Annotated in this window: 4 protein-coding genes and 1 pseudogene; 4 read left to right on the top strand and 1 reads right to left on the bottom strand. The window is 73.7% G+C overall.

Annotated elements, in window-relative coordinates; translation table 11 throughout:
• Positions 1–13: 13 nt before the first annotated feature.
• On the top strand, positions 14–901 hold the full coding sequence (locus ML5_RS29350) for a class I SAM-dependent methyltransferase (protein WP_013477283.1): 888 nt from the start codon (positions 14–16) through the stop codon (positions 899–901).
• Positions 902–968: 67 nt separating this feature from the next.
• Here the strand turns inward: ML5_RS29350 and ML5_RS29345 are convergent, their stop codons facing one another.
• Positions 969–1,730 (bottom strand): thioesterase II family protein, encoded by a 762-nt coding sequence (locus ML5_RS29345; protein WP_013477282.1) that lies wholly within the window; start codon positions 1,728–1,730, stop codon positions 969–971.
• 289 nt (positions 1,731–2,019) lie between these two features.
• Between ML5_RS29345 and ML5_RS29340 the strand changes: the two are divergent.
• The 3 genes and pseudogenes from ML5_RS29340 to ML5_RS29330 form a co-directional block, all read left to right on the top strand.
• Positions 2,020–7,584 (top strand): annotated as a pseudogene (locus ML5_RS29340) (type I polyketide synthase); the annotation flags it as partial.
• Positions 7,585–7,616: 32 nt separating this feature from the next.
• Positions 7,617–17,729, top strand: coding sequence for a type I polyketide synthase (locus tag ML5_RS29335; RefSeq protein ID WP_369752012.1), 10,113 nt, complete (start codon positions 7,617–7,619; stop codon positions 17,727–17,729).
• Positions 17,730–17,974: 245 nt separating this feature from the next.
• A complete protein-coding gene (locus tag ML5_RS29330) occupies positions 17,975–18,835 on the top strand; it encodes a metallophosphoesterase (RefSeq protein ID WP_013477279.1) in 861 nt (286 codons plus the stop codon).
• Positions 18,836–18,989 lie beyond the last annotated feature (154 nt).

The following is an 18,989-nucleotide window of genomic DNA, read 5'->3' as shown; positions in this document are numbered from 1 at the left end:
GGAAGGAACCGACATGTTCGAGAACCTGAAGATCGCCGGCCGGGCGATCCGCACGGTCTTCACCGCCGACCCCATCACCCGGGTCCGGCGCTTCTACGAGATCCAGTCACCCGACGTGGAGTTCGCGGCCCGCCGTACCCACTACATGAACGTGGGCTACTGGTCCGACGGGGTCACCGACATCGACACGGCCGCCGACGCGCTGGCCGACAAGCTGGCCGACGCCGCCGGGCTCAAGCCGGACGACACCGTGCTCGACGTCGGCTTCGGCTACGGGGACCAGGACTTCAAGTGGCTGCGCGAGCGCCAGGTCGCCAAGGTGTACGGCCTGAACATCACCCCGCATCACGTCGAGGCGGCGCAGCGCCGGGCGCAGGAGGAGGGGCTCGCCGACCGGACCGACTTCCGGCTCGGCAGCGCCACCGAACTGCCCTTCGAGGACAACACCTTCGACCGGGTCGTCGCCCTGGAGTCCGCCTTCCACTTCTACCCGCGCAGCGCGTTCTTCGCCGAGGCGCTGCGGGTGCTGCGCCCGGGCGGCGTGCTCGCCACTGCCGACATCATCCCGGTCAGCGGCGACGTCGTCCGCGCGGCCATCCAGTCCGGCCCGCTGAGTTTCGTCAAGTTCAGCATTCCCAAGGAGAACTGGCACGACCGGGACACGTACCGGCAGGAGCTGGTCGAGGCCGGCTTCGCCAACCCGGAGGTCCGCTCGATCAAGGACCAGACGTGGGAGGGCTGGCGGGCGTACATGGCCGAGCGGACCAACGACCCCGCGTTCCGGGCCGTCGTCAAGCCGGCCGTCCGCAAGAGCATGGCGGCCCACTGGAAGAACCAGGACCTCATGAAGCGTGAGCTGGCGCAGCTCGACTACGTGATCGCGGTCGGCCACAAGCGGTGACAGCGCGTACCGAGGGGCCCGTCCACCGGTCGTGACGACCGGTGGACGGGCCCCCGTCGGCGTGAGATCAGACCGCCGGTGCCGCGCTCAGGGTTGCCGAGACGGCCCGCAGGATCGCCGGCTGGTGCTCGGCCAGGAAGAAGTGCCCGCCCGGGTAGACCTTCAGGTCGAACGCTCCAGTGGTGTGGTCCGACCACGCCCGAGCCTCGTCGACAGTCGTCTTCGGGTCGTCGTCGCCGGTGAGGACGGTGATCGGGCAGCTCAGCGGCGGCCCCGGCCGGTAGGTGTACCGCTCGGCGGCCCGGTAGTCGTTGCGGATCGCCGGCAACGCGGCGCGCAGCATCTCCGGATCCCCGAGGACGGCGGAGTTGGTGCCGCTCAGCTTCCGGACGTCGGCCAGCAGCCCCTCGTCGTCGAGCAGGTGCACCGTCTCGTGCCGTGACTTCGACGGCGCCCGGCGCCCGGACGCGAACAGATGCGCGACGCTGCCGCCGTCCTGCTCGATGAGCCGGGCGAGTTCGAAGCCGAGGCTGGCCCCCATGCTGTGCCCGAAGATGGCCAGCGGCTCGTCCCGCCAGGGCCGCAGCACGGTGAACACCTCGCGCGCGAGGTCGTGGATGTCGCCGATGCACTTCTCGTGGCGCCGGTCCTGCCGCCCCGGGTACTGGATCGACAGCACCTCCACCGCGGGGGAGAGACCGCGGGACACCGGGAAGTAGAAGCTTGCCGACCCGCCGGCGTGGGGCAGGCACACCAGGCGCCTCGCGCCGCCCGGGGCGGGGTGGAAGCGTCGCACCCACAAGCCGTTGTCGGTTTCTGGCGTGGTCATCCTCTGGTGGTCCTTCCGGCGGCTGCGGTTGCCGACCGGATCGGGCGTGGACCCGGTCGAGGCGACGCTAGTGCGGCGGGTCGGGACCGGACACCCCTAGCTGGTCGGTTGCCTGGTTAGGGGTTGTCCGCGCTCGCGCGTAACCAATAACTTCTCCCGGCAGATGGGGATCTGCGTGGCTCTCGGCCGAGCGAGCCGAACGACAGATACAGGTGTCGCCTGAGAACTCTGCGCATTCGTACCGTCGCTTACGTCGAGTCTCCGCCGTGAATCGCGATGGGCTGGGATGATGGACACCGAAGAGAAGCTCCGGGAGTACCTCAAGAGAGTCACCGCCGACCTGCGGCGGACCCGGCAACGGCTCCGGGACGTCGAGGCCGACGCGCAGCAGCCCATCGCGATCGTCGGTATCGGCTGCCGGTTCCCCGGCGGGGTGCGCACGGCCGAGGAACTGTGGGACCTCGTCTCGTCCGGCGGTGACGCGATCGCCTCCTTCCCCACCGACCGTGGCTGGGACCTCAACGCGCTCTACGACCCGGAGCGGTCCCGGCCGGGCACCTCCTCGGTCCGCGAGGGCGGATTCGTGGCCGACGCCGCCGAGTTCGACTCCCGGCTGTTCGAGGTCTCGCCGCGTGAGGCGCTCGCCATGGACCCGCAGCAGCGGCTGCTGCTGGAGACCTCGTGGGAGGCCGTCGAGTCGGCGGGAATCGACCCCACCAGCCTGAAGAACGCCCGGGCCGGGGTCTTCGCCGGCATGACCCACAGCGGGTACGCGCATCCGCCGCAGACCCCGCCGGCGGGCGTGGAGGACTACCTCGGTCTCGGCAACGCGGGCAGCATCGCCTCGGGCCGGGTGGCGTATTCGTTCGGGTTCGAGGGTCCGGCGGTGACTGTGGACACGGCGTGTTCGTCGTCGCTGGTGGCGTTGCATCTGGCGGTGCAGGCGCTGCGGTCGGGGGAGTGCGATCTCGCGCTGGCCGGCGGCGTCACGGTCATGCCCACCCCTGCGGTGTTCATCGATTTCACCAGGCAGGGAAACCTGTCCCCGGTGGCCCGGTGCCGGGCGTTCGCCGACGCGGCGGACGGCACAGCGCTCGCCGAGGGTGTCGGGATGTTGCTGGTGCAGCGGTTGTCGGACGCGCAACGTGACGGGCGTCGGGTTCTTGCGGTGGTGCGGGGCACGGCGGTGAACCAGGATGGCGCGTCGAATGGTTTGACGGCGCCGAACGGTCCGTCGCAGCAGCGGGTGATCCGGCAGGCGCTCGCCAACGCGGGGTTGGGTGTGGCGGACGTCGACGTGGTGGAGGCGCACGGTACGGGTACGACGTTGGGTGATCCGATCGAGGCGCAGGCGTTGCTGGCGACGTACGGGCAGGGTCGGGATGTGCCGTTGTTGCTGGGATCGGTGAAGTCGAACATCGGTCACACGCAGGCTGCCGCCGGGGTGGCCGGCATCATCAAGATGATTTTGGCGATGCGGCATGGTGTGGTGCCGGCGTCTTTGCACGTGGATGTGCCGTCGTCGCATGTGGACTGGTCGTCGGGTGCGGTGGAGTTGGTGACGGCCTCGCGGCAGTGGCCGGGCGTGGAGCGTCCCCGGCGGGCGGGTGTGTCGTCGTTCGGTATCTCGGGGACGAACGCGCACGTGATCCTGGAGCAGCCGGAGGCTGAAGCCGGGGCCGACCTCGAGGGCGGGGTGGCGCCGGTCGGGTTGCCGGTGCCGTGGGTGGTGTCGGGTCGTTCGGAACGGGGTCTGTCGGGTCAGGCGTCGCGGCTGGCGTCGTTCGCGCGTAAGTCGGATGTGTCGCCGCTGGATGTGTCGTGGTCGTTGGTGACGGCGCGGGCGGCGTTGGAGCATCGTGCGGTGGTGTGGGGTTCGTCGGTGGACGAGCTTGCCGTTGGTCTGTCGGCGGTGGCCGAGGGTCGGTTGTCGGGTGTGGTGTCGGCGGGTCGTCGGGCGGTGTTGTTCACGGGTCAGGGTTCGCAGCGTGTGGGTATGGGCCGGGAGCTGTACGAGACGTTTCCGGTGTTCGCGTCGGCGTTCGACGAGGTGTGCGCCCGTTTCGATGGTGTGTTGCCGCGTGCGTTGCGGGATGTGGTGTTCGCGCAGGCGGGCAGTGCCGAGGCGGGCTTGGTGGATCAGACGGTGTTTGCGCAGGCGGGGTTGTTCGCGGTGGAGGTGGCGTTGTGGGAGTTGCTGTCGTCGTGGGGTGTGCGGGCCGATTTTGTGGCGGGTCATTCGATCGGTGAGGTGACGGCCGCGTATGTGGCGGGGATGCTCTCCCTGGCGGATGCGTGTGTGCTGGTGGCGGCGCGGGGCCGGTTGATGCAGGCCCTGCCCAGCGGCGGTGTGATGGCGGCGGTGGGCGCGTCGGAGGAGTCGGTTGGTGAGCTGATCGGCGTGACCGGTGCGGGCGTGGATATCGCGGCGGTGAACGGTCCGGCGTCGGTGGTGGTGTCGGGTGCCGCCGGCGAGGTCGCTTCGGTGGTGGCGGCCTCGCGTGAGCGGGGTTGGCGGGTCAAGGAGTTGTCGGTCAGTCACGCGTTTCATTCGCGGTTGATGGATCCGATGTCGGATGAGTTCCGGTCGGTGGTTTCCGGGTTGGATTGGCGGGTGCCGCGGGTGCCGGTCGTGTCGAACGTGACGGGCGCGGTGGCGGAGGCGGACGAACTCACCGACCCGGGCTACTGGGTCCGGCACGTACGCCAGCCCGTGCGGTTCGCCGACGCGGTGCGCACGCTCCACCAGCAGGACGTCGTGCAGTTCCTCGAGATCGGCCCCGACGCCGTACTCACCGCCATGGCGCAGGACTGTGTGGAGGCGGCCGGCGACGTGCGGTACGTCGCCACGATGCGTGCCGGCCATTCCGAGGCCGACACGCTGCGCGCCGCCCTCGCCGAGTGGTACGTCACCGGCGGCCGCGTCGACTGGACCGGATACCTCACCGCCCTCGACGGGTCCGGCCCCGAGCGGGCGGCCGGGGCACGTCCCCGCACCATCGCCCTGCCCACGTACGCCTTCGACCATCAGCGCTACTGGCTCAACACCATTACGGGGGCTGAGTCGGCGCCCGGGCTCGGCGTCCGCCCCGTCGACCACACGCTGCTCGACGCCGCCGTACGCGTGGCCGACGACGACGTACGGGTCTTCGGCACCGAACTCTCCGTACTGACACACCCGTGGCTCGCCGAACATGTCGTCTGGGACTCGGTGGTGGTGCCCGGCGCCGCCCTGGTCGAGATGGTCCTGCACGCGGGCGCGCAGGTCGGCTGCGACACCCTCGACGAGCTGACCCTCCAGGCCCCGCTGGCGCTCGCCGAGGACGGCACCCGGGCGGTGCAGGTGAAGCTGGGCGCGGTGGACGAGGACGGTCGCCGGACGGTCACCATCCACTCCCGAGCCGCCACCGACGCGGACGGCGAGTGGGACCGTCACGCGGCGGGCATCCTCGCCCCGGCCGTACCGCAGCCCGACAGGTCCGATCCGGCGCCGTGGCCGCCCAGCGCCGCCACCGCCGTCGCGGTCGACGGCATCTACACCGAACTGTCCCGTCTGGGCGTCGAGTACGGTCCGCTCTTCCGTGGCCTGCGCGCCGTCTGGCGCACCGACGACGAGGTGTGCGCCGAGGTGGCGGTGCCCGACGGCACCGAGGTCGCCGGCTTCGGCCTGCATCCCGCCCTGCTGGACGCGGCGCTGCACATCGTCGGTCTGCTCGACTCCGACGGGGAGGATGCCTCCGGCGTACGCCTGCCCTTCGCCTGGACCGGCGTCACCCTCTCGGCGGTCGGCGCGACCGCGCTGCGGGTACGCGCCCGGCGCACCGGCGGCGGCGTGACCTTGACCCTGACCGACCCGGCCGGCGCACCCGTCGCCCGGATAGACTCCCTGGTCTCTCGCCCCGTCACCGCCGACCAGGTGCGCGCCGGTGACTCCGCCGCCGACTCGCTGTACGCCGTCAGCTGGCAGAGCGTGCGGCCGGGAACCCCGGCGACCGTCCGGGTGGTGCTCCTCGGCGACGCACCGTCCGACCTGTCCGAGATCGCCAGGTACAGGCTCGCCGAGCTGGCGGAGGCGGTCGACTCCGGCCGGATCGACCCGGAACTGGTGCTGCTCGCCGCGTACGCCGACGACGAGCACGCCCCGGTCCCCGCCGCGACGCGCAGCCGGCTCACCGCAGTGCTGACCGCCGTCCAGGGCTGGCTCGCCGACGACCGGCTGGCGGCGCGGCGGCTGGTCGTGCTGACCCGCGGGGCCGTCTCCGCCGGCGACACCTGCCGTGCGGGCGACCTGCCCGGCGCGGCGGTCTGGGGCCTGCTGCGTTCGGCCCAGGCCGAGCACCCCGACCGCTTCGTGCTCGTGGACCTCGACGAGGCGCGGCAGCCGGAGTCCTGCACGGTGGACCTGGTGGCCCGTGCGGTCGCCACCGGCGAACCCCAACTGGCGGTCCGGGACGAGCAGGTCCTGACGCCCCGGCTCGCGCCAGCCGTCCTCGACCCGGCCCCGGCCGCCGGCCTCGACCCCGACGGGACGGTCCTGGTCACCGGAGCCACCGGCGCCCTCGGCGGTCTGCTGGCCCGGCACCTGGTCAGTACGCACAAGGTGCGCCATCTGCTGCTGGTCAGCCGCCGCGGAACCGACGCCCCCGGCGCCGTGGAACTGCTCGCCGAGCTGACCGCGCTGGGTGCGCAGGCCCGCCTGGTCGCCACCGACGTGGCGGACCGGGACCGCCTGGCCGCGGTGCTGGACGACGTTCCCGCCGAGCACCCGCTCACCGGCGTGGTGCACGCCGCCGGCGTCCTCGACGACGCGGTGATCTCGGCGCTGACCCCCGGCCGGCTGTCAGCCGTCCTCTCCGCCAAGGCCGACGCCGCCTGGCACCTGCACGAGCTGACCCGATCGCGGCCGCTGGCGATGTTCGTCCTCTTCTCGTCGGTCGCCGGCGTCCTCGGCGGCCCCGGGCAGGGCAACTACGCCGCCGCGAACGCGTTCCTCGACGGCCTCGCCGGGCACCGGCACGCCTCCGGCCTCGCCGCCACGTCCCTGGCCTGGGGCCTCTGGGCCGCGGACAGCGGGATGACGGGCGCACTCGACGCCGCCCAGCGGCAGCGGATGAGCCGCAACGGCCTCAGCCCACTCGACACCGGCCGGGCGCTGCGCCTCTTCGACGCCGGCCTGCACGGTGGACGCCCCCACCTGGTGCCTGCGCTGCTCGACCTCGCCGCGCTGCGCCGCCAGGCCGACGCAGGCCAGCTCCCGGCGCCGCTGCGCGGCCTGGTCCGGGCCCGGCGGCGCGTTGTCGAGGGCGGCGGCGACGGCGGTCCGTCCTTCGCGCAGCGCCTCGCCGGCACGCCCGAGGCGGAACGCGGCCGGCTGGTGGAGGAACTCGTCAAGGCGCAGGTCATCGAGGTGCTCGGCTACCCGCCGGCCACCGTCGTACCGTCCGGGCAGACGTTCACCGGCCTCGGCTTCGACTCGCTGACGGCCGTGGAGCTGCGCAACCGGCTGACCGCCCTCACCGGCATCCGGCTGCCGGCGAGCCTGATCTTCGACTGCCCCACGCCCGCCGCCCTCGCCGACTTCCTGCTGGTCGACGCCGTCCCGCCGAAGCCCGAACCGGGTCTGCTCGCCGAGCTGGACCGGCTGGAGGCCGCGTTCGCCGCGACCGCGCCGGAAGAGCTGGAGCGGCTGGCCGCCGACGATGAGACGCGTACCGCCGTGGCGGTCCGCCTCCGGACGCTGGTCACCCGGTGGAGCGACGCCACCGCCCGGCCCGACGACGTCAGCCAGGCCCTCGATGACGCCTCGGACGACGAGCTGTTCGACTTCATCGATCAGAAGTTCGGCCGATCCTGAGCCCGAGTCCGCCGCTTGCCCCTTAGCGACAGGTGATCAACCCGATGGCGAACGAAGCCAAGCTCCGCGAGTACCTCAAGCGCGTCACCGCTGACCTGCACGAGACCAGCGAACGCCTGCGGGCCGTCGACGAGCAGAACCACGAGCCGATCGCGATCGTGGGGATGGGCTGCCGCTACCCGGGCGGGGTGCGGACTCCGGAGGCGCTGTGGCGGCTGGTCGAGTCCGGCGTCGACGCCGTCACACCCTTCCCGGCGGACCGGGGCTGGGACGTGGAGAACCTCTACGACCCCGACCCGGACGCGCACGGCAAGTCGTACACCCGCGAGGGCGGCTTCCTGCACGACGCCGGCGAGTTCGACGGCGGGTTCTTCGGCATCTCGCCCCGCGAGGCGCTGGCCATGGACCCGCAGCAGCGCCTCCTGCTGGAGGTCGCCTGGGAGACGGTCGAGCGGGCCGGCCTCGCCGTGGACTCGCTCAAGGGCAGCCGCACCGGCGTCTTCACCGGCGTCATGTACCACGACTACGTCTCCCGGCTCAACGGCGTCCCGCAGGAGGTGGAGGCGTTCGTCGGCACGGGCAACCACGGCAGCGTCGTCTCCGGCCGGATCTCGTACACCTTCGGGTTCGAGGGCCCGGCCGTCACCGTCGACACCGCCTGCTCGTCCTCACTGGTGGCGCTGCACCTCGCCGTGCAGGCGCTGCGCTCCGGCGAGTGCACCCTCGCGTTGGCCGGCGGCGTCACCGTCATGTCCAGCCCCGACACGTTCATCGGCTTCAGCCGGCAGCGCGGCCTGTCCCCGGACGGGCGGTGCAAGTCCTTTGCGGCCACCGCCGACGGCACCGGCTGGAGCGAGGGTGCCGGGCTGCTGCTGCTGGAGCGGCTCTCCGACGCCCAGCGCAACGGCCACCGGGTGCTCGCCGTGGTGCGCGGCAGCGCGGTCAACCAGGACGGCGCGTCCAACGGCCTCACCGCGCCGCACGGCCCGTCGCAGCAACGCGTGATCCGCCAGGCCCTCGCCAACGCCCGGCTCGCCCCGGCTGACGTGGACGCCGTCGAGGCCCACGGTACCGGCACCCGCCTCGGCGACCCCATCGAGGCGCAGGCCCTGCTCGCCACGTACGGCCGGGACCGGGCCGACGACCAGCCCCTGTGGCTCGGATCGATCAAGTCGAACCTCGGGCACACCCAGGCCGCCGCCGGCGTCGCCGGCGTCATCAAGATGGTCATGGCGATGCGTCACGGCGTCCTGCCGCGCACCCTGCACGTCGACGAGCCGTCCCCGCACGTCGACTGGTCGGCCGGCGCGGTGAGCCTGCTCCGCGAGCCGCGCCCGTGGCCGAGCGCGACGAGGCCCATGCGCGCCGGCGTCTCCTCGTTCGGCGTCAGTGGCACCAACGCCCACGTCATCGTCGAGGCCGCCCCGCCCGCGCCGCAGCCGGCCACCGACGCCGTCACCGGCCCCGACCCGCTGCCGTGGGTCGTCTCCGCGCGCAGCGCCGCAGCGCTCGGTGCCCAGGCCGACCGGCTGCGCTCCTGGCTCGCCGAGCACCCCGATGCCACGCCGGCCGCCGTGGGCCGGACCCTGGCCACCGGCCGGTCCGTCCTGGAACACCGGGCCGTGCTGCTCGGTGCCGACCGGGACGAGCTGCTCGCCGGGCTCGGCGCGCTGGCCGACGGGATCCCGGCGGCGTCCGTGCGGCGCGGGGTCGCCGGCCCCACCCGCGTCGCGGTGCTCTGCACCGGCCAGGGCGCCCAGCGCGTCGGCATGGGCCAGCGGTTGTACGCCGCCTTCCCGGCCTTCGCCGAGGCCTTCGACGCCGCCTGCGCAGAGCTGGACAAGCACCTCGACCGGCCGCTGCGCGGCGTGCTCGACGGCCCCGCCGACGTTCTCGACCGCACCGGGTACGCCCAGGCGGCGCTCTTCGCCGTCGAGGTCGCCGCCTACCGGCTCGTCGAGTCCTGGGGTGTCGTGCCGGACTTCGTGGCCGGGCACTCGGTCGGCGAGGTGGCCGCCGCGCACATCGCCGGCGTCCTGTCGCTGCCCGACGCCGCCCGCCTGGTGGCCGCCCGGGGCACCCTGATGCAGGCGCTGCCCACCGGTGGCGCCATGGTGTCGATCCGTGCCACCGAGGCGGAGGTGCGCGCGCACCTGGCCACCGTCGCCGGGACGGCCGGCGCCCGGCTGGCCGCCGTCAACGGCCCGGAGTCCGTCGTCGTCTCCGGCGACGAGGACGCCGTGCTGGCGGTCGCCGCACACTTCGCGGCCCTCGGCCGCAGCACCAGGCGGCTGCGGGTCAGCCACGCGTTCCACTCCGCCCGCATGGACCCGATGCTCGACGCGTTCGGCGACGTGCTCGGGCAACTGGCCTTCGCCGCGCCCCGCATCCCCGTGGTCTCCACAGTGACCGGAGCGGTGCTCGACCCCGAAGAGGTGTGCTCCCCGGCGTACTGGCTGCGCAACGTCCGCGACACGGTCCGCTTCGACGCCGCCGTGACCGCCCTGCGTGAGCTGGGTGTGGGCGCGTACGTCGAGGTGGGACCGGGCGGGGTGCTCTGCGCGCTCACCCAGGAGATCGTCGGCGCGGACCAGGCGGTCTGCGTCCCCGTGCTGCGCGCCGAGCACGACGAGGCGACGAGCGCCCTGGCCGCCGCGGCCACCCTGTGGACCCGGGGCGTGCCGGTGAACTGGGCGGCCCTGTTCGCCGGCCCGCCCGTGCCGGTCGACCTGCCCACGTACGCGTTCCAACGCGAACGCTACTGGCTGCTGCCCCTGCCGCAGCCCGCCGACGTGACCGCCGCCGGGCTGACCCCGACCGGCCACCCGCTGCTCGGCGCGGTGTTCCGCTCGGCCGACGGCGACGAGGTGACGCTCACCGGCAGGTTGTCCGTGGAGACCCAGCCCTGGCTGGCCGACCACGCCCTGCGCGACGTCGTGCTCCTGCCCGGCACCGGGTTCGTGGAGCTGGCGCTGCAGGCCGGCGCGGAGGTCGGCGCCGAACGGCTCGCCGAGCTGACCCTCCAGGCGCCGCTGGTGCTGCCCGAGACTGGCGGCGTCGACGTGCAGGTCGCCGCCGAACGCGCCGGTGGCGGAGCGTGGCAGCTCACCGTCCACGCCCGCCGCGCCGGCACCGACGACATCTGGGTGCGACACGCCACCGGCCTGCTCACCCCGGAGCCGGATGAGGACACCGGCACGCCGGCGCAGTGGCCGCCGAGCGACGCCACCTCCCTGGACGTGTCGGAGCTGACCGGGCGGGCGGCGCGGGCCGGTTTCGCGTACGGCCCGGCCTTCTCCGGGCTGCGCGCCGCCTGGCGCGTCGGCACCGACGTGTATGCCGAGGTGGCGCTGCCCGAGCCGGCGGCCGACGAGGCCGGCGCGTACGGGCTGCACCCGGCGTTGCTCGACGCCGCCGTGCAGGCGGTCGGGTTCGGCATCGTCGACCCCGGCGAGGCCCGGATGCCGTTCGCCTGGTCCGACGTGACCCTGTCCGCCCACGGTGCGGACACGCTGCGGGTACGGCTGACCCCCACCGGTGCGGACACGGTGTCCATGCTGGTCGCCGACGCGACCGGTGCGCCCGTCGCCCGGATCGGCTCCCTGGTGCTGCGGCCCCTGCCGGCGGGGGAGCTCACCGCCGGCGCATCCCCGTGGCGCCGCGCGCTGTTCCGCCTCGACTGGCCCCGGCACGCCGGCGGCGTGGGCGCGCCCGACCGCACGACCTGGGCGGTGCTCGGCGACCGCCCCACGCCGCTGCCGACCGGCGTGACCGCCGACCGGCACGCCGACCTCGCCGCGCTCTGCGACGCGGGGGTGCCCGACGTCGTGCTGTACCAGGCGGCCGGCGCTGCCGCGACCGGCCCCGGCCCGGTCCACGACCTGCTCGCCGAGGTCCTCGCCGTGCTCCAGGGCTGGCTCGCCGCCGAGCGCCACACCGGCGGATCCCGGCTGGTGGTCCTCACCCGCGGCGCCGTCGCCGTGGACGCCGACGCCGACGTGGCCGACCTGGCCGGCGCCGCCGTGTGGGGCCTGCTCCGGTCCGCCCAGGCCGAACACCCCGGCCGGTTCCTCGTCGTCGACCTCGACGACGAGGAGAGCTCCGCCTCCGCCCTCGCCGGCCTGCTGTCGGCCGACGAGCCGCAAGCGGCGGTGCGCGACGGCGTGGTCCGGGTGCCCCGGCTCGTCGCCACCCCGGAACCCGACGCGCCGGCGCCGGCGCTGGACCCGGACGGCACGGTGCTGGTCACCGGCGGCACCGGTGCCCTGGGCGCGCTCGTCGCCCGCCACCTCGTCACCCGGCACGGGGTCCGCCACCTGGTGCTGACCAACAGGCGCGGGCCCGCCGCGGCCGGCGCCGCCGACCTGCTCGCCGACCTCGCCGACCTGGGCGCCACCGCGACGGTCGAGGCGTGCGACGCCGCCGACCCCGACGCCCTCGCCGCGCTGCTGGACCGGATCGACACCGCGCACCCGCTCACCGGCGTGGTGCACACCGCGGGCGTGCTGGCCGACCGCACCCTGACCTCGCTCACCGCCGAGTCCCTCGACGAGGTGCTCCGGCCGAAGGTGGACGCCGCCGCGCACCTGCACGACCTGACCGCCGGCAGCCGCCTCGCGCTCTTCGTCACGTACTCCTCGGCGGCGGGCGTGACCGGCAGCCCCGGCCAGGCCAACTACGCGGCGGCCAACGCCTTCCTGGACGCGCTCGCGCACCGGCGGCGGGCCGCGGGCCTCCCCGCGCACTCGCTGGCCTGGGGACCGTGGGCCGAGTCGGGCGGCGGCATGACAGCCGGCCTCGACCGGGCCGACACCGACCGGCTGGCCCGCGCGGGCGTACGGCCGCTTCCCGAGGCGGACGGCCTGGCGCTCCTCGACGCCGCGCTGCTCACCGGCCTGCCCGCGACGGTGCCGATGGTGCTGGACGGTCCGGCGCTGCGCGCCCAGGCCGAGGCGGGCACCCTGCCGTCGGTCCTGCGCGGCCTGGTCCGGGCGCCCCGGCGTCGCGCCGCGCGCTCCGGCCCGGCGGAGACCGCCGCGCTGACCGAGCGGCTGACCGGGCTCGACCGCGAGGAGCGCGCCGCGGCCCTGCTGCGGCTCGTCCTCGACCAGGTCGCGACGGTCCTGGGGTACGCCGACGCCGCAGCCGTCGAGGCCGGACGCCCGTTCACCGAGCTGGGCTTCGACTCGCTGACCGCCGTCGAACTGCGCAACCGCCTGGGCGCGGTCACCGGCCTGCGCCTGCCGGCGACCCTGGTCTTCGACCACCCGACCCCGCTCGCCCTCGCCGAGCACCTGGACGCCGAGACCGGAACCGGGGCCGACGCCCAGGCGACCCCGGTCGCCGCCGTCGCGGCGCTCGACGAGCCGATCGCGATCGTCGGCATGAGCTGCCGCTACCCCGGCGGCGTGCGCAGCCCCGAGCAGTTGTGGGACCTCCTCGTGGCCGGTGGGGACGGCATCACCGGTTTCCCCGCCGACCGGGGCTGGGACGTCGCCGACCTGTACGACCCGTCCGGCGCGCGCCGGGGCAGCAGCTACGCCCGCGAGGGCGGCTTCCTGGCCGACGCCGGCGACTTCGACGCCAGCCTGTTCAAGATCTCGCCGCACGAGGCGCTCGCCATGGACCCGCAGCAGCGGCTGCTGCTGGAGACCGCGTGGGAGGCCATCGAGGACGCCCGGATCGACCCGCTCGCGCTGTGGGGCCGCCCCGTCGGCGTGTTCGCCGGCATGATGTACCACAACCACGCCGCCGGGCTGGCCGACGTTCCGGAGGCCCTCGACGGCTACCTCGGCGTCGGCACCGCCAGCAGCGTGTTGTCGGGTCGGGTGGCGTATTCGTTCGGGTTCGAGGGTCCGGCGGTGACTGTGGACACGGCGTGTTCGTCGTCGCTGGTGGCGTTGCATCTGGCGGTGCAGGCGCTGCGGTCGGGCGAGTGCGACCTGGCCCTGGCCGGTGGCGTCACCGTGATGGCGACGCCCGAGACGTTCATCGACTTCTCCCGCCAGCGGGGCATGGCCCCCGACGGCCGGTGCAAGTCGTTCTCCGACGCGGCGGACGGCACGGGCTGGTCCGAGGGCGTCGGCGTGCTGCTGGTGCAGCGGCTGTCGGACGCGCGGCGCGACGGGCGCCGGGTCCTCGCGGTCGTGCGGGGCACGGCCGTCAACCAGGACGGTGCGTCGAACGGGTTGACGGCGCCGAACGGCCCCTCGCAGCAGCGGGTGATCCGCCAGGCCCTCGCGAACGCCCGGCTGGGTGTCGCCGACGTCGACGTCGTGGAGGCGCACGGCACGGGCACGACGCTGGGCGACCCCATCGAGGCCCAGGCGCTGCTCGCCACGTACGGGCAGGACCGCGACGACCGGGACGCGCTGCTGCTGGGGTCGGTGAAGTCGAACATCGGTCACACGCAGGCCGCCGCCGGGGTGGCGGGCGTCATCAAGATGGTCTTGGCGATGCGGTACGGGACCGTGCCGGCGACGCTGCACGTGGACGAGCCCTCGTCGCATGTGGACTGGTCGTCGGGTGCGGTGGAGCTGGTGACCCAGGCGCGCGAGTGGCCGGGTGCGGGCCGCGCACGCAGGGCTGCCGTGTCGTCGTTCGGCATCTCCGGCACGAACGCCCACGTGATCATCGAGCAGCCGGAGCCGGAGCCCGCCGCGGCGTCTGCCGCGCCCGTCGGGTTGCCGGTGCCGTGGGTGGTGTCGGGTCGTTCGGAGCGGGGTCTGGTGGGTCAGGCGGCGCGGTTGGCGTCGTTCGTGCGGGAACGGTCCGGCCTTGCGGTGGCGGACGTGTCGTGGTCGTTGGCGACGACCCGGGCTGCGTTGGAGCATCGGGCGGTGGTGTGGGGTTCGTCGGTGGACGAGTTGGTTGCTGGTCTGTCGGCGGTGGCCGAGGGCCGGGTCTCGGGTGTGGTGTCGGCGGGTCGTCGGGCGGTGTTGTTCACGGGTCAGGGTTCGCAGCGTGCGGGCATGGGCCGGGAGCTGTACGACGCGTTTCCGGTGTTCGCGGCGTCGTTCGACGAGGTGTGCGCCCGTTTTGACGGCTTGTTGCCGCGTGCGTTGCGCGAGGTGGTGTTCGCGGAGACGGGCACCGCCGATGGGGCTCTGTTGGATCAGACCGTGTTCGCGCAGGCGGGGTTGTTCGCGGTCGAGGTGGCGTTGTGGGAGTTGTTGTCGTCGTGGGGTGTGCGGGCGGACTACCTGGCGGGTCATTCGATCGGTGAGGTGACGGCGGCGTACGTGTCCGGGATGTTGTCCCTGGCGGATGCGTGCACCCTGGTGGCGGCGCGGGGCCGGTTGATGCAGGCGCTGCCGGCTGGTGGGGTGATGGCGGCGGTCGGCGCGTCGGAGGAGGCTGTCGCCGAGCTGATCGGCGTGACCGGCGCGGCGGTGGACGTGGCGGCGGTGAACGGTCCGGCGTCGGTGGTGGTGTCGGGTGCCGTCGGCGAGGTGACCTCGGTGGTGGCGACCGCTCGTGAGCGGGGTTGGCGGGTCAAGGAACTGGCGGTCAGTCACGCGTTCCACTCGCGGTTGATGGATCCGATGCTGGAGGAGTTCGCGTCGGTGGTGGCAGGGCTCGACTGGCGGTCGCCGAGGATCCCGATCGTGTCGAACGTGACCGGCGCGGTCGCGGACGCCGCAGAGATCACCGAGCCCGGCTACTGGGTGCGGCACGTGCGGCAGCCGGTGCGCTTCGCCGACGGTGTGGCGGCGTTGCGGGCACAGGGGGTGGACACCTTCCTGGAGGTCGGCCCGGACGCGGTCCTCACCGCCATGGCCGCCGAGGCGGACACGGCCGACGACGTGCGGTACGTCGCCACGCTGCGCCGCAGCCAGCCCGACGTCACCACCCTCACCAGTGCCGCGGGGCAGCTCTGGGCCGCCGGCGTGGCCGTCGACTGGGCGGCGTACCTCGGCCAGACCGGCACCCGGCCGCGCGCGGTGGAACTGCCCACCTACGCCTTCGACCGGCAGCGCTACTGGCTGGAGGACCCCCAGCCCGGCTCGGCTCCGGAGCGGGCCGACGCCCCGTCCGACGAGCAGTTCTGGGCGGCGGTCGAGTCCGGGGACCTCGGCGTGCTGGGCGAGGATCTCGCCGTGGGCGCGGACGAGCCGTCCACGGCGCTGCTGCCCAAACTCGCCCGGTGGCGGCGGGCGACGCAGCAGCGGGCGATCGTCGACTCCTGGCGGTACCGGGCGACGTGGCGTACGGCCGCCGTGCCGGACTCCGCGACGTTGGCGGGAACCTGGCTGCTGCTGATGGCGCCCGGGCAGGAGGACCACCCGGTGGCCGCGGCGCTGGCTGCCCGGGCCGACCGGGCGGTCCCGGTGCTGGTCCCGGCCGGCGCCGACCGCGACCGGGTGGCGCGGCTGCTGCTGGAGGCGATGAGCTCCGACGCCCGGGACGCCCACGTGGTGTCCCTGCTGTCGCTGGCCGAGCCGCGGGAGGCGTCCCCGGTTCCGGCCGCCGCCGAGGTGTCGACGGCGCTGGCCGTGGTGCAGGCGCTGACCGACGTCGGTGGGTCGGGCCGGTTGTGGTGGCTGACGCGCGGGGCGGTGTCGGTCGGCGGCTCGGACGAGCTGGCGGATGTCGCGGGTTCTGCGGTGTGGGGTTTGGGTCGGGTGGTGGGTTTGGAGGTGCCGTTGCGGTGGGGTGGTTTGGTGGATTTGCCGGGTGTGTTGGGTGGGGGTGTGTGGGGTCGGTTGTGTGGGGTGTTGTCGTCGGGGGTTGAGGATCAGGTGGCGTTGCGGTCGTCGGGTGTGTTTGTGCGGCGGTTGGTGCGTGCGGGTTCTGGTGCGGGTGCGGGTGGTGGTGGTTTTCGGTTGTCGGGGACGGTGTTGGTGACGGGTGGTACGGGGGCGTTGGGTGCGCGGGTGGCGTTGTGGGCGGTGGGTGTGGGTGCGGAGCATGTGGTGTTGGTGAGTCGGCGTGGTGGTGGTGCGCCGGGTGTGGGTGAGTTGGTGGGGCGGTTGGAGGGTTTGGGTGTGCGGGTGTCGGTGGTGGGTTGTGATGTGGCGGATCGTGGTGCGGTGGCGGGGTTGTTGGGGGATTTGGCGGGTCGGGGTGAGCGGTTGCGGGCGGTGGTGCATGCGGCTGGTGTGGCGCAGTTGACGCCGTTGGGTGAGGTGGGTGTGGGTGAGGTGGAGGAGGTGTTGCGGGCGAAGGTTGGTGGTGCGGTGGTGTTGGATGAGTTGACTGCTGGTTTGGATTTGGATGCGTTTGTGGTGTTTTCGTCGATTGCGGGGGTGTGGGGTTCTGCGGGTCAGGTGGGGTATGCGGCGGCGAATGCGTTTGTGGATGGGTTGGTGGTGTCGCGGCGTGGGCGTGGGTTGGTGGGGACGTCGGTGGCGTGGGGGCCGTGGGCTGAGGCGGGTATGGCGGTGGGGGTGGCGGGGGAGCAGTTGAGTCGGCGTGGGTTGCCGGGGATGGCTCCGGAGTTGGCGGTGGTGGCGTTGCAGCGGGCGTTGGATGGTGGTGAGGGGCAGGTGGTGGTGGCGGATGTGCGGTGGGATCGGTTTGTGCCGTCGTTCACGGCGTTGCGTCCGTCGCGTCTGTTCACCGACATCCCCGAAGCACAGCCCGCACAGGCCGAGGAGGCGCCGAAGGGCGAGGACCGCGGCGCGGCGTCGGCGCTGCGCGAGCGGCTCGCCGCCGCCTCCGGGTCGGAGCGCGACCGCATCCTGCTCGACCTGGTCCGCGGCACCGCCGCGGCGGTGCTGGGACACGCCACGCCGAGCGGGATCAGGCCCGCCCGCGGCTTCCTCGAACTGGGCTTCGACTCGCTCACCGCAGTCGAGCTGCGCAACCGGCTGACCGCCGCAACGGGCATCGGACTGCCCGCCACCCTCGTCTTCGACCATCCCACCCCGAACGCGCTCGCCGGTCACCTGCGGGCCGAGTTGGCGCCCGAGCAGCCGGCGTTGCCGATCGTGGCCGAGATCGAACGCCTCGACAAGCTCCTCGGCGGGCTGCCGGGCGACCAGGTCGACGACGCGGTCGTCGGTCGGCTGGAGGACCTGCTGACCCGGTGGCGGGGCCGACCCGCCGCCACCGCACCGGCGCCGGCCGCCGCAGAGGAGTTGGAGTCGGCCAGCCGGGACGAGCTCTTCGACATCATCCAGCGGGAGTTCGGCAAGTCCTGAGCGGACACTGCCCGACCCCGGGCGGGACGGGCCGGGGAAAGGGACACCCGACGGCGCCGGACGCCTGACCGGCGCCGTCGGGCAGGCGCGGCTGCCTAGGGGTCCACGTATCCCGTCTAGGGGTGTGCCGGTGCGGGCCCGGCTCCGTAGGGTCGGAGCACGCCAGGCCGCCTCGCCCTGCCCACCGGCAGCCGAGCGGTACGGATGTGGGTGCGTGCGGTGCCCCGGATGGACGGGAGGTCCGCATGGCCGGATCCGGCTTGCCTCAACTGCTCGCCATCAGCGACCTGCACGTGGTTCACGCGGAGAACAAGGCCATCGTCGAGCGGCTGCGGCCGGAGCGCGACGGCGACTGGCTCGTCGTCGCCGGCGACGTCGGGGAGTTCGTCGGCGACATCGAGTGGGCGCTGGGACTCCTCAGCCGCCGCTTCGCCAAGGTCATCTGGGCCCCCGGCAACCACGAGCTGTGGACTCCCCGCGAGGACCCGATCCAGCTGCGGGGGGACGCGCGCTACCAGCACCTGGTGCAACTGTGCCGGGGGCTCGGGGTCATCACCCCGGAGGACCCGTACCCCGTCTGGGACCCGCAGGGCGACGACCCGGTCCTGATCGCGCCGCTGTTCCTGCTCTACGACTACACCTTCCGGCCCCCGGGGACGTACACGAAGGAGCAGGCCCTGGCACGGGCCCACGAGGTCGGCGTGGTCTGCACCGACGAGATCCTGCTGCATCCGGACCCGTACCCGACGCGGGACGCCTGGTGCCGGGCGCGGCTGGCCCTGACGGAGCGGCGGCTGACCGCCGAGCGCGGCGGGCTGCCCACCGTCCTGGTCAACCACTTCCCGCTCGTGCGCGAGCCCACCCGGATCCTGCGGTACCCCGAGTTCGCCCAGTGGTGCGGCACCGAGGCCACGGCCGACTGGCACGTCCGCTTCGACGCCCGCGTCGCCGTCTACGGCCACCTGCACATCCCGCGCACCACCTGGTACGACGGGGTCCGGTTCGAAGAGGTCTCGGTCGGCTACCCACGGGAGTGGCGCCGCCGCTCGACGCCTCCCGGCCGGCTGCGCCGCATCCTGCCGTCGGCCGCCGGACAGCCCGCCTGAGCGGCCCTCGCGGCGCTGGTCACCGCCGCTCGCCGGGCCTGCCGCGACGCCGCTCGCGGGCCGGTCGATCAGGGGTTCTCTAGGGGTTGGGCGGGCGTTTGGCGCTCAGTACCGTCCAGTCACGGTGGCGGGCATGTGTCGGCGGACCTGTCCG

Source organism: Micromonospora sp. L5 (genome assembly GCF_000177655.2).
Taxonomy (GTDB): Bacteria; Actinomycetota; Actinomycetes; order Mycobacteriales; family Micromonosporaceae; genus Micromonospora; species Micromonospora aurantiaca.
Note: the sequence above shows the minus strand (reverse complement) of the source record. Positions and strands in the feature narration are given on the sequence as shown.